11 protein-coding genes are annotated in these 12,032 nt (G+C 67.5%); 8 read left to right on the top strand and 3 right to left on the bottom strand.

The window, feature by feature from the left end; all coding sequences use genetic code 11:
* Positions 1-212: 212 nt before the first annotated feature.
* On the bottom strand, positions 213-1,091 hold the full coding sequence (locus TSO5_RS19645; RefSeq protein ID WP_109153151.1) for a LysR substrate-binding domain-containing protein: 879 nt from the start codon (positions 1,089-1,091) through the stop codon (positions 213-215).
* Positions 1,092-1,204: 113 nt separating this feature from the next.
* On the opposite strand from TSO5_RS19645, the gene TSO5_RS19640 reads away from it, so the two are divergent.
* On the top strand, positions 1,205-2,536 hold the full coding sequence (locus TSO5_RS19640) for an MFS transporter (protein ID WP_199230947.1): 1,332 nt from the start codon (positions 1,205-1,207) through the stop codon (positions 2,534-2,536).
* A 22-nt stretch (positions 2,537-2,558) separates the two neighbouring features.
* On the opposite strand, the gene TSO5_RS19635 is transcribed toward TSO5_RS19640, so the two are convergent.
* Both TSO5_RS19635 and TSO5_RS19630 read right to left on the bottom strand, forming a co-directional pair.
* Positions 2,559-3,281, bottom strand: coding sequence for a 2OG-Fe dioxygenase family protein (locus tag TSO5_RS19635; protein WP_109153131.1), 723 nt, complete (start codon positions 3,279-3,281; stop codon positions 2,559-2,561).
* Positions 3,282-3,321: 40 nt separating this feature from the next.
* A complete protein-coding gene (locus TSO5_RS19630; RefSeq protein ID WP_158282454.1) occupies positions 3,322-4,035 on the bottom strand; it encodes an IclR family transcriptional regulator in 714 nt (237 codons plus the stop codon).
* A gap of 207 nt (positions 4,036-4,242) precedes the next feature.
* Here TSO5_RS19630 and TSO5_RS19625 point away from each other — a divergent pair, with 207 nt between their 5' ends.
* The 7 genes from TSO5_RS19625 to TSO5_RS19595 form a co-directional block, all read left to right on the top strand.
* Entirely contained in the window at positions 4,243-5,721 is a 1,479-nt protein-coding gene (locus TSO5_RS19625; RefSeq protein ID WP_109153129.1) for an aldehyde dehydrogenase, read from the top strand.
* A gap of 38 nt (positions 5,722-5,759) precedes the next feature.
* On the top strand, positions 5,760-6,587 hold the full coding sequence (locus TSO5_RS19620; protein WP_109153128.1) for a citryl-CoA lyase: 828 nt from the start codon (positions 5,760-5,762) through the stop codon (positions 6,585-6,587).
* On the top strand, positions 6,584-7,834 hold the full coding sequence (locus TSO5_RS19615) for a CoA transferase (RefSeq protein WP_109153127.1): 1,251 nt from the start codon (positions 6,584-6,586) through the stop codon (positions 7,832-7,834). The genes TSO5_RS19620 and TSO5_RS19615 overlap by 4 nt, the downstream gene beginning before the upstream one ends.
* A gap of 45 nt (positions 7,835-7,879) precedes the next feature.
* On the top strand, positions 7,880-9,346 hold the full coding sequence (locus TSO5_RS19610) for an FAD-dependent oxidoreductase (RefSeq protein ID WP_109153150.1): 1,467 nt from the start codon (positions 7,880-7,882) through the stop codon (positions 9,344-9,346).
* 47 nt (positions 9,347-9,393) lie between these two features.
* Complete coding sequence (locus TSO5_RS19605) at positions 9,394-10,623, top strand: ABC transporter substrate-binding protein (protein WP_109153126.1); 1,230 nt, start codon at positions 9,394-9,396, stop codon at positions 10,621-10,623.
* A gap of 164 nt (positions 10,624-10,787) precedes the next feature.
* Positions 10,788-11,876: a citrate synthase gene (locus TSO5_RS19600; protein ID WP_199230946.1), complete on the top strand. Its 1,089-nt coding sequence runs from the start codon at positions 10,788-10,790 to the stop codon at positions 11,874-11,876.
* Positions 11,873-12,032, top strand: a 160-nt coding sequence (locus TSO5_RS19595; RefSeq protein WP_146203811.1) for an ATP-binding cassette domain-containing protein, incomplete at its 3' end; no start/stop codon positions are given. The genes TSO5_RS19600 and TSO5_RS19595, both read left to right, overlap by 4 nt.

Here is a 12,032-nt window from a genome sequence, read left to right as displayed (position 1 = left end):
ATGCGCAGGCGCGGGAACCGGTTACCCGGGTTTCCCGCAGCACCACCGGGCGGCGGTCGCACGTTTCATAACTGTTTCCTGGAGCAGTCCGGCCATCGTCGGGAGCGGTGCCGCTTCGGGACCGTTCGTGGCGTCGCATACTACCATTCCAGGTGCTGGTATGGTAGTTGCGCCTGTGGCTGACGGTCAACCGCGGCGTCTGCGGCATTTCGTCAGGTCAAATCCCGCACGCCGTCCGTGACGATGTCGATCAGCCGTTCCGCCAGAGGATCGAGCGTCGCATCCTTCCGGTAGATCGCGAGGTTTATCGAGGGAAGCGGAGGCAGGCCATGGGTCCCTTCCTCCAACACGCGGACGCCGGACGATAGGCCGATCGGCGTCCGGAGGGTGAGTCCCAGTCCCGCTTCGACGCCGGCCCACAATCCCGAAAGGCTGGGGCTCGTCAGCGCGATGCGCCATGCCCGGCCGGAACGGTCTAGCGCCGCCGTGCCGACGCCCCGGAACCAGCAGCCGTCATCGAAGGAAACCAGCGGCAGCGCTCCGTCCTCGGATGTTGGCACCGCCATGCCGGCGCCGGGCGCGATCCAGCGGACGGGAAGAGTGGCGATGTCGGTCTTGAACGGCGCCGCCGATCCATTGTCCCAGGCGAGGGCGAAGTCCAACTGCCCCCGCGCCACCCGGTCGAGCAGGTCATTGTTGCGGCCGACGCGCGCCTCGATCCGGACCTTGGGATGCGCACGGGCAAAGCGGCCGAGCGCCGCCGGCAACAGCTTTTCCGCAAAATCCTCCTGCATGCCGACCCGCAGCCACCCTTCCGACGTCATGCCGTGAAGAGCGGTGACCGCTTCGTCATTGAGGTCGAGCAGGCGCCGGGCGTAGGCGAGCATGGTCTCCCCCGCCTCGGTCAGGGCAAGGCCCCGACCAGCCTTGCGAAAGATCGGCATGCCGGCCTGTTCCTCGAGCTTCCTGATCTGTGCGCTTACGGCCGAAGTCGAGCGGCCCAGCCGGTCCGCGGCCTTGGCAAAACTGCCGAGGTCCATTCCGGTGACGAAGCTGCGCAGCACGTCGAGATCGAAGATCACCTTGCTCACGGCCAACAGTCCTGGTTTTCGGGATTAATGGTGCTGATAATCCTGATTATCAGAATGATTGTGGCGCGGTATCAGCAAGGAGGCAAGCACAAGCGACATCGAGGCTTCAGGACATGACGACCACCAGTGACGAACGGGGCCAACGGACCTCAATGCGAAATTTCGGCGGCGCCGGTGCCGGTAGGGAATCCACCGACAAAGCCACCGGCAAGGACTCCCATCGCTGGAAGGTGCTGGGGGTCGGAGTCGCCGCCAACGGCAGCTTCGCCGCGGCCTTGACCGGGCTTCCGGCGACGGCCGTTTCCATGCGGGCCGATTACGGGCTCGCGGCGACTGATCTGGGGCTGGTGATCGGGGTCATGGGGCTGGGGGTCGCCGGCAGCGAGTTGCTGTGGGGAATGCTGACCGACCGGTGGGGCGACCGCAAGGTGCTGCTGACGGGCCTCGGCCTGACGGGTTTGATGCTGGCGCTCATGGCGCTGCTGGTTTCGCCGGTGCCGGGCCACATTCCGTCCACCATGCTTCTCGCAGGCGCCTTCCTGCTGGTCGGCATGATCGGCGGCAGCCTGAACGGGTCGAGCGGGCGGGCGGTCATGGCATGGTTCGGCGAAGGCGAGCGGGGATTCGCCATGAGCGTCCGGCAGATGGCCTTGCCGGCCGGCGGTGCCGCCGGGGCGCTGATCCTTCCCCCGCTCGCCGAGGGAGTCGGATTCCAGGGCGTCTACGGCACGCTGGCGGCGCTCTGCCTCATCACCACCGGGCTCGTGTGGCTGTGGGTGAGCGAACCTCCCGTGATGGCGGCGAAGATGACGGCGGGGACCGCTTCGCAAATATCCCGAAAGGGACCGCTGCGCAACGGACAGGTTTGGAAAACGGTCTTCGGCATCGGCGCGTTGTGTATTCCGCAGGTGGCGGTCGTGACCTTCGCGGCGATCTTCTTGAACGATGTCGGTCATCTCGGCACCGCTGCGGTGAGCGCCAGCATCGTGGCGATTCAGCTTGGTGCCGCCGTCGTCCGTGTTTGGAGCGGCCACTTCACCGACCGTCGCCGCAATCGCCGGCCGTTCCTCAAGGCATGCGCCTTGCTGACGGCCGTCGTCTATTGCGTGCTGGCCGGCTTCGTTGCGATCGACAGCGCCCTGTCGGAGCCCGGCGGTGCGTTCGTTGCGGCGGTGGTCGTCGCCCTGGTCGCCGGCGGGATCGTCGCGTCCAGCTGGCACGGCATCGCCTTCACCGAACTCGCCAGCATCGCGGGCATCGCGCACACCGGCACGGCTCTCGGCCTCGGCAACACCTTCGCCTTCGGTGCCTACTTCCTCGCCCCGCTGGCGATCCCCCATGTCCTGGAACGGGCGAGCTGGAGCGGGGTGTGGCTGGCGGCGGCCGTGGCGGCGCTGGCGGCCTTCATTCTGTTCCCGAAGGTGGCGCCGGCGGAAGGGCGTTGAAAGGCCGAAAGGAAGAACCCGGTCACGGGCGACGCAAGGTCACCACGAGAACGTCTCGGAAGGCGGGCCGGTCCGGATCGGCGGGTTCCACCGGCGTCACGCCATGGAACACCCGCGCGTCGTTCAGCACCGCCGATTCCAGCGGATGGCGCAGGGTGAAGCTTCCCAACGGGTGGCCATTGAGATCGTGGATTGTCGTGGTGCCGCTCGCGATGTTCTCGCGCCGGATCAGCATCACCAGGACCCAGTCGACGCCGTCCCGATGCATGCCTTCGGGCGTGGGTTGGGCAGCCTCGCCCGCGCGCGCCTCGATGCGAAACTGATGAACCTCCGTGTGCCAGACCTCGGGACGGACGTCGGGCGGCGTCAACGGATCGAACAGGGCGAAGCAGGTCGCCAGGATCGCGCGCAGGGCGGGATGTGCCGCGATTCCGTCGGTGACGGGTTCGAACCAGCGTTCGATTCCGCCGTTGAGCGGGTTGTAGTCGCGGCTCTGGTAATGGGGCTGGTGCGGCTTGCGCCGGATGTCCCCGGCCGAAAGGGCAAAGGCGGCATGACGCCGCCGCCGGTAGCGGCCGCCGTCCGCCATGTAGAGATCGAGGCCCAGGTCGTCCCAACTGCGGCTGAAACCTTCCCAGTCCGCCAGAGCGGCCTCGCCGAGCAGAACCCGCATGTCGGGCGCCTGGATGAACGAGAATCCGTTCGCCGCGATCCCGTCCCGCACCTGTTGAGTCAGCGTATCCATGTCAACTCCCTGTCGCCGGCCTTGAAGCCCTGGCGAAATCTCAAATCGGATAGTGTCCGCCCAGAGTCTCGGACAGCCGGCGGCCGGCGGTCAGCAACAGGGGCGCCATCACCGCAACGCGGTCCTCGGTGAAGCGGGTCAGCGGACCCGACAGGGTCAGGGCGCCGATCAGCCCCTCCCGCTGGGAAAAGACCGGCACGGCGGCGGCCCCGGTTTCCGACTCGCGCTCGCCGAAGGAGCGCAGGGGAAGGGCGGCGAAGTCGGCCGCCGATACCGTCCCGGCGAAGCGGGTGAGCACATGGCCGGCGGCCCCCCGGTCCAGGGGCAAGCGGTCGCCTTCATGGACATGGTCGCGGATCGCCTGGGTCGAATCCTCGCGGAACGCGCAGATACGCCATGCCCCTTCGCGCCGGAAGAAGGACGCGCTTTCCCCGCTTTCCCGCATCAGCTGGCGCAGCACCGGTCGGACATGATCCTCCAGCCGCAGCGAACGCTGGTAGAGCCCCCCCAGCCGCATCAGTTCCGGGCCGAGCCGATAGGACTTGTCCTGATGGCGGACCAGATAGCCGGCCTTCTCCAGCGACACGGTCAGCCGCAGGATGGTGCTTTTATAAAGACCGGTCCGCGCAGCGATCTCCGTCAAACTCAGGGCGTGATCGCCTGCCTGGAAGCAGCCGACGATGCTCAGCGCCCGGTCGACGGACTCCACCCCGCCAGAGGATGCGGTCGTCATGTTGGCCTTCGCATCGGTCATATCGCGTCCTTTGTTGGCTGATGGGCCATAAGCATCCTCGGCGCGCATTTTTCCCCGACACCACCATCGTACGTCAAGGATGGCCGGTACAAGGCCCTGGCTGAAAAAAGTGAGGAGGCGAATGGTTCGGGCTTGACGCATTTGGCACGCCTATGTTCTCTTAGGTGAAACACGGTTCTATCTAACAGAACTTCTGCGAGGCGAAGGGTGGAACGCTACAAGCTGTTCATCGACGGGGACTGGTGCGATCCGGTTTCCAACGAGTGGTTCGAAACGACGGAGCCCTTTTCGGGGCGGGCCTGGGCGGAGATCCCGCGCGGCATGCAGGCCGATGCCGACCGCGCAGTGGATGCGGCGCACCGCGCCTTCCTGTCGCCGGAATGGGCCGGGCTGACCGCGACCCAGCGCGGCGCCCTGCTGCGCCGGCTGGCCGAGCTGATCGAGGCCAATGTCGACCGGCTGGGCGCCATCGAGCAGCGCGACAACGGCAAGTTGATGGCCGAGGTCAGCGGGCAGGTGCGGAACGTCGCCCAGTGGTTCCATTACTATGCCGGCCTCGCTGACAAGGTTCAGGGCGCGGTCGTGCCGATCAACAAGGCCGACGTCTTCAACTATGTGAAGTACGAGCCGCTCGGCGTCGTCGTCGCCATCACGCCGTGGAACTCGCCGCTGGCGCTGACCACCTGGAAGATGGCGCCGGCGCTGGCGGCCGGGAACACCATCGTCATCAAGCCGTCGGAATACACCTCCGCCTCTATCCTGGAGCTGGCGAAGCTGGCGCATGAGGCGGGATTCCCGCGCGGCGTCGTCAACGTCGTCACCGGTTTCGGCGCGGAGGTGGGCGAGCCACTGGTGCGTCATCCGCTGACCGCCAAGATCGCCTTCACCGGCGGCGACATCGGCGGCCAGCGCGTCAACGAGGCCGCGGCGCCAGGCCTGAAGAAGGTGACGCTGGAACTGGGCGGCAAGTCGCCGAACATCGTCTTCGACGACGCCGATCTCGACCAGGCGGTGAAGGGGGCCATCTCCGGCGTGTTCGGCGCCTCGGGTCAGACCTGTATGGCCGGCTCGCGCCTGTTGGTCCAGAAGACCATCCACGACGCCTTCATCGAGAAGCTGGTGGCGGCCGCCGGTGAGGCGCGCATCGGCGACCCGTCGAAGATGGACACGCAGATCGGTCCCATCGCCACCCGTCCGCAATGGGAGAAGATCCTGCGGATGATCGCCATGGCGAAGGAGGAGGGCGCGGTCTGCGCGCTCGGCGGCCATGCCCTGTCGGGGCCGGAGTACGGCCAGGGACAGTTCGTGGCGCCGACCATCTTCACGCAGGTGCGCAACGACATGCGCATCGCCCAGGAGGAGGTGTTCGGCCCGGTCCTGTGCGTCATTCCCTTCGAGGACGAGGACGATGCGCTGCGCATCGCCAACGACGTCGAATTCGGTCTGGCGGCCGGCGTCTGGACGCGCGACCTGCACCGCGCGATGTACTGCGTCGACCGGCTGCGCGCCGGGACGGTGTGGGTGAACAACTACCGCTCCACCAGTTTCACCACGCCCTTCGGCGGCTACAAGCGCTCCGGCCTCGGCCGCGAAGGCGGCGTGGAGGCGATCAAGGAATATCTCCAGACCAAGAGTGTCTGGATCACCACCAAACCCAACCGCGCAAACCCCTTCGTGCTCGGCTGAGGCCGGGCCTGCGAAGGGAGCCCTCCGGGAGCATTCCCATGTCCGAAGCGACCATCGATAGCGCCACCGGCTGGTGGCGGACATCGATCATCGACATCCATCCGGGCTCGATCCGGGTGCGCGGCTACGCCATCGAGGAGTTGATCGGCACGATCGGCTTCCCCGACATGGTCTGGTTGATGCTGCGCGGCGAGTTGCCGACACCGGCGCAGGGCCGGCTGTTGGGTGCAGCACTGGTGGCGGCGGTGGACCACGGTCCTCAGGCGCCGTCCATCGCCACAGCCCGTATGGCTGCCACCTGCGGTGTCGGACTGAACAACGCCATGGCGTCTGGCATCAATGCGCTGGGCGACGTCCATGGCGGCGCCGGCCAGCAATGCATGGAGCTGTACGCCGCCGTCGCCGCCCGCATGGTGGACGGCATGTCCGTGGCCGGGGCGGCGGAGAGCGAGATCGCCGCCCGGCTGGAGCGGCGCGAGCATATCCCCGGCTTCGGCCATCGCTTCCATCCCGTCGATCCGCGCGCCGGCCGGCTGCTGGCCCTGGTCGAGGAGGCGAGAGGGGAGGGCGCCGTGACCGGAGAGGCCGCCGCCATCGGCCGCGCGGTGGAGGATGCGCTTGCTGCGCGCAAGGGCAAGCGGCTGCCGATGAACATCGACGGCGCCACCGCCGTGGTCTTCGCCGAACTTGGCTTCCCGGCGGGGCTCGGGCGCGGGCTGTTCGTGCTGTCGCGCTCGGTCGGCATCCTGGCGCACGCCTGGGAGCAGTCGCAGCAGGGCGACCGCATCAAGGGACCGATGCCGCCGTCCATTCCCTACCGCTATGACGGGGCGTCGCCGCGTCCGGTTGCAGGAGACGGCGCATGATCGACCAATCCCCTGCCCAACCCCTCGGCAAAAAGCTTCCCCTGGCCGGCGTCAAGATCCTCGATTTCGGCCACACGGTGATGGGGCCGTCCTGCGCGATGATCCTCGCCGATCTCGGTGCCGACGTGGTGAAGATCGAGCCGGTGCCGAACGGCGAGCCGACCCGCCATCTGAAAGGCTTCGGCACCGGCTATTTCGGCTATTTCAACCGCAACAAACGCTCCATCGCTGTCGACCTGAAGACGCCGGAGGGCCGCGACATCGCGCGCCGTCTGGTCGCCGAGGCCGATGTGCTGGTGGAGAATTTCGCCCCCGGCACGATGGAACGGCTGGGGTTGGGCGCCGACGCGCTGGCCCGCGTCAACCCGCGCCTGATCTATGCCAGCCTGAAGGGATTCCTCGACGGCCCCTATGCCGGCCGCCTCGCGCTGGACGAGGTGGTGCAGATGATGACCGGCCTCGCCTATATGACGGGGCCGAGCGGTCGGCCTTTGCGGGCAGGCACCTCGGTCGTGGACATCACCGGCGGCATGTTCGCGGTCATCGCCATCCTGGTTGCACTGCGCGAGCGTGAGCACACCGGCAAGGGCCAGACCATCGAAACCGCCCTGTTCGAGACCACGGTGTTCCTGATGGGGCAGCATCTCTGCTATGCCGCCCAGGCGGACGGGCCGATTCCGCCGATGCCGGAGCGCGTGTCGGCCTGGGCGGTCTATGAGACCTTCCGCACCGCCGGCGGCCGGCCGATCTTCGTCGGCATCACCACCGACAGCCATTGGGAGCGCTTCTGCGCCGTTATCGACCGGCCGGACCTGCGCGACGATCCGGACTTCCGCACCAACAACGACCGCATCGCCGCCCGGCCGCGCCTGTTGCCGCTGCTGACCGGGCTGTTCGGCAGCCTGTCGATGGACGAGGCGGTGTCGGTGTGCGAGCGCGCCCGCATTCCCTTCGCACCCATCGCCCGGCCCGAGGATCTGTTCGAGGATCCGCATCTGCGGGCGACCGGTGGGCTGATGCCGACCACCCTGCCCAACGGGGTGCGGACCGCGCTGCCGCGGCTGCCGATCCACGTGGCGGACACCGATCTGGTGATCCGCCGTGACCCGCCGCGCATCGGTCAGGACACGCGCGCGGTGCTGGCCGAACTCGGCTACGGTCCGGCGGCGATCGAGCAGTTGACGGAGGCCGGAATCGTCGTCGCCGACAGCGAAACCGACAGCAACCAACAGCGCCTCGCGGGATGATGCGGGACAGGTCGGGAGAGGAAAGAAATGACGGAGGAAACACGGATGTCTGAGCATGCGATCAGCGATCTGGTCATCGTCGGCTGCGGCATCGCCGGGCTTTCGGCGGCGGTGACGGCGCTGCAGGCCGGCCTGTCGGTCACCCTGCTGGAGCGGGCGCCCGAGGAGGATTTCGGCGGAAACTCGCGCTGGACTGAAGCCTATATGCGGATGAAGAACGATTCGGAGATCGCCGACGATTTCGAGGAGCATTTCGCCGCAAATGCCGGGCTGAACATCGACCCCAACGTGCTGGCCGCCGCCGCCGAACCCTACGAGCATTGGCCGGACTATGTGAAGGCCCACCCCTTCCCCGATCCGGAGGTGATCTCCCGCTTCGCCGAGCGGGTGACGCCGACCATCGCCTGGCTGAAGGGCTTCGGCCTGCGTTTCGAACCGCAGCCGATCTATCTGCTGACCCAGAACACCCAGCGCATCGCGGCGCAGGGCGGCGGCCTCGCCCTGATCGAGCGCCTGATGGCGGAGGCGAAGGCGCTGGGCGCCCGCGTGCTCTACCGCACCACCGCGCTCGATCTGCTGCGCGACGACCAGGGTCGCATCGGCGGCGTCTATGCCACCGGGACGGACGGGCTGCGCGTCGCCATCCGCGGCCAGTCGACGATCCTGGCATCGGGCGGTTATCAGGGCAATCCGGAGATGATGACCCGCTACATGGGTCAGCGCGCCAAACATGTGCGGCCGGTGGCGCGCGGCGGCTACTACAATCGGGGCGAAGGCATCCGCATGGCGCTTGACGCCGGGGCGGCGGCGGCCGGCGATTTCGGCTCCTACCATGCCGAACCGGTCGACCCGCGGTCGCGCCAGCCGGAAGCGGTGATCTTCATCTGGCCCTATGGCGTGCTGGTCAACAAGCGCGGCGAGCGCTTCCTCGACGAGGCGCCGGGCACCGCCGACGCGACCTACGACCACATCACCCGCATCGTCGCCGATCAGCCGGACGGGATCGCCTATGTCCTGTTCGACGATCAGGTGGAGGACATCCCGCGCTGGCGCACCAGCATCCGCAGCGACGTGCCGGCCATCGAGGCGCCGACGCTCGAAGCCCTGATCGGCAAGCTGGGTCTGCCGCTGGACGCCACGCTGGCGACGGTCGCCGCCTACAACACCGCCTGTCCCGCCGATGCCTCCCGCTTCGACCCGACGCGGGTAGACGGTCTGGCGACCACCGGGCTGAACCCGGCGAAGACCAACTGGGCGCGTCCGCTGACCAAGGGTCCGTTCCGCGCCTTCCCCATCGTCTCGGCCAATTGCTTCACCTTCGGCGGATTGAAAGTGGACGTCGATGCCCGTGTGCTGGACGGCAACGGCCGGCCGATGCCGGGACTCTATGCAGCAGGCGAGACGGTCGGCCTCTATCACCAGGTCTACACCGGCTCGACCTCGGTCCTGCGCGGCGCGGTGTTCGGCCGGCTGGCCGCCCAGCATGCCGCCGCGTCCAGGGATGCCGGCTGAGCATCCAGAAAGCTGGCCATCCATAAAAACGCCCTAGGGAGGAACTGATGAACCGTTACGCCGTGACGGCGGCCGTCGCCGCCTGCCTGTTTGCCCACACCTTGTCCCAGCCGGCGCTCGCGCAAAGCGCCGCCTACAGCGATGGCAAGATCAAGATCGGCATCCTGACCGATCTGTCGGGCCAGCTGTCCGACAGCACCGGGCAAGGCTCGATCACTGCCGCGCAGATGGCGGTGGAGGATTTCGGCGGGGCCGTCAACGGCACGCCGATCGAACTGATCTTCGCCGACCACCAGAACAAGGCCGACGTCGGTGCCTCGACGGCACGGCGCTGGTACGACGTCGATCAGGTCGACGCCATCATGGACGTGCCGAACTCCGCCGTGGCGCTGGCGGTGCAGCAGATCACCAAGGAGAAGAACCGCGTCGCCATCTTCTCCTCGCCGGCCAGCTCTGACCTGACCGGCAAGGCCTGCACGCCGAACGGCATCCACTGGACCTACGATACCTATGCGCTGGCCCATGTGACCGGCGAAGCGGTGGTGGCCTCGGGTTTCGACAGCTGGTACTTCCTGACCTCCGACTATGCCTTCGGCCACGCGCTGGAGCGTGACACCGGCGCCGTCGTCGAAAGCCAGAAGGGCAAGGTGGTGGGAAGCGTCAGGATGCCGGCCAACAATGCCGACTTCTCCTCCTTCCTGCTCCAGGCCCAGGCCTCGCCGGCCAAGGTCGTGGCGCTCGCCACCGCCGGTGCCGACACCCAGAACGCCATCAAGCAGGCGGCGGAATTCGGGCTCGGCCAGTCGGGCAAGAACATCGTGGCGCTGCTGCTCGCCATCAGCGAGGTCCATGCGCTGGGCCTGCCGGCGACGCAGGGCATCATGCTGACGACGCCCTTCTATTGGGACATGAACGACGAGACGCGCGCCTTCTCCAAGCGCTTCTTCGAGAAACGCAAGGCGATGCCGACCTTCTACCAGGCCGGCGTCTACGGCGCGGTCAGCCATTACCTGAAGGCGATCAAGGCCGCCGGAACCGACGCCGCTCCCACCGTCATGAAGACGATGAAGGAGACCCCGGTGAACGACTTCATGACGAAGAACGGCACCGTGCGCGAGGACGGCCGGGTGCTGCGCGACATGTATCTCTTCCAGGTCAAGACCCCGGCCGAGGCCAAGTCGCCCTGGGACTATTACAAGCTGGTCCGCAGCATTCCCGCCGACCGCGCCTTCCGGCCACTGTCGGAAAGCGACTGCCCCCTGGTCAAGAAGATGTAGGCGGCGCTCCGCAAGGCTCGGAGGCTGATGAAGCATAACCGATGGTAATGCGCTGCTTACATAAATGAAGTTGAGCCGGGGGGCGAATTGCTTAGGGTTCCCACCGAATCCGCCGCAGCCCTCCCGGTGGTGGCGCCCTTTCCCCCTTACCGGACAGCATGACGATGGAGCGGATATCGGCCGCCGAAACCAGCCTGAGCGGGGGCGACCCGGCGACGGGTGAAATGGTGATGTGTGGGCGTCGACTGCCCGACCTGATCGACCGGTCCTATGAAGACGTCGTGGCGCTTCTGTGGGACGCGGAGATCCCGGCGCAGATGAGCCCGGATGCGCTTGGGGAGGCGCGGTGCGAAACCTTCGCGCGGCTGTCTCCCCAATTTGCGGCCATGCCGTCCGATCTCACGGTGATCGAGCTTCAGCGCGTCCTGTTGGCCTCGCTGCCGGGAGGCGCGGTGACGCCGCTGCTGCTGGTGGCGGGGGCCGCCGTCGCCGCCGCTTCGGCCATTCGGCTGGTTCACGGACAGACCCCGGTGGCGCCGGACCGCTCCTTGCCGCATGCCGCCGATCTGCTGCGCATGATCCATGGTGCCGCGGTCGGCGAGGCGGAAATGCGGGCGCTGGACCGCTATCTGGTCGCGATGGTCGATCATGGTGTGAACGCCTCGACCTTCACCGCCCGCGTGGTCGCCTCGACCGGAGGCGGCTTGTCGGCCGCCGCCGTGGCGGCACTGGGCGCGCTGGAAGGGCCGCTGCATGGTGGTGCGCCGGGGCTCGTCCTCGACATGCTGGACGCCATCGGTGAGCCGGACCATTCGGACGTCTGGGTGACGGATGCGCTCGACCGGGGGGAGCGCCTGATGGGCTTCGGGTCGCGGGCCTACCATATCCGCGATCCTCGCGCCGATGTCATGAAGGACAGCCTGCTGGCTCTGCAGCGGTCCGGCGCGAGCCGGGCACCCGAGGGTCGGCTCGCCTTTGCCGAAGCGGTCGAGCGGACGGTTCTTTCGGTGATGGCGTCGCGTCGTCCTGAGCGGCCCCTGCACACCAATGTGGAATTTTACGCCGCCCTGCTGCTGGAAGCGCTCGGTGTGCCGCGTGCCGGCTTCACGCCGCTCTTCGCGGCCAGCCGCGCGGCCGGATGGGCGGCGCATGTGCGCGAACAGGAACGGACCGGACGCATGCTGCGGCCGACATCACGCTATGTCGGCCCGCCGCCGGACGGCCGACCCAAGACCGGGAGAGGACAGGAATGACCACCGGACCCACCGACGACATCATCCTGGAAGCGCGCAACCTGACGAAGGAGTTCAAGGGGTTCGTGGCGGTTCGGGAGGTGAACCTGCAGGTTCGCCGCGGCACCATCCACGCGCTGATCGGCCCGAACGGCGCCGGCAAGAGCACGGTGTTCA

This window comes from Azospirillum sp. TSO5 (assembly GCF_003116065.1).
GTDB lineage: Bacteria > Pseudomonadota > Alphaproteobacteria > Azospirillales > Azospirillaceae > Azospirillum.
Note: the sequence above shows the minus strand (reverse complement) of the source record. Positions and strands in the feature narration are given on the sequence as shown.

What these genes read in the sequence shown, in the direction of transcription:
- TSO5_RS19640 (WP_199230947.1), top strand. Translation starts at nt 1,205, where the DNA reads ATGACGACCACCAGTGACGAACGGGGCCAACGGACCTCAATGCGAAAT.
- TSO5_RS19635 (WP_109153131.1), bottom strand. Translation starts at nt 3,281, where the DNA reads ATGGATACGCTGACTCAACAGGTGCGGGACGGGATCGCGGCGAACGGA.
- TSO5_RS19630 (WP_158282454.1), bottom strand. Translation starts at nt 4,035, where the DNA reads ATGACCGATGCGAAGGCCAACATGACGACCGCATCCTCTGGCGGGGTG.
- TSO5_RS19620 (WP_109153128.1), top strand. Translation starts at nt 5,760, where the DNA reads ATGTCCGAAGCGACCATCGATAGCGCCACCGGCTGGTGGCGGACATCG.
- TSO5_RS19615 (WP_109153127.1), top strand. Translation starts at nt 6,584, where the DNA reads ATGATCGACCAATCCCCTGCCCAACCCCTCGGCAAAAAGCTTCCCCTG.
- TSO5_RS19610 (WP_109153150.1), top strand. Translation starts at nt 7,880, where the DNA reads ATGTCTGAGCATGCGATCAGCGATCTGGTCATCGTCGGCTGCGGCATC.
- TSO5_RS19605 (WP_109153126.1), top strand. Translation starts at nt 9,394, where the DNA reads ATGAACCGTTACGCCGTGACGGCGGCCGTCGCCGCCTGCCTGTTTGCC.
- TSO5_RS19600 (WP_199230946.1), top strand. Translation starts at nt 10,788, where the DNA reads ATGGAGCGGATATCGGCCGCCGAAACCAGCCTGAGCGGGGGCGACCCG.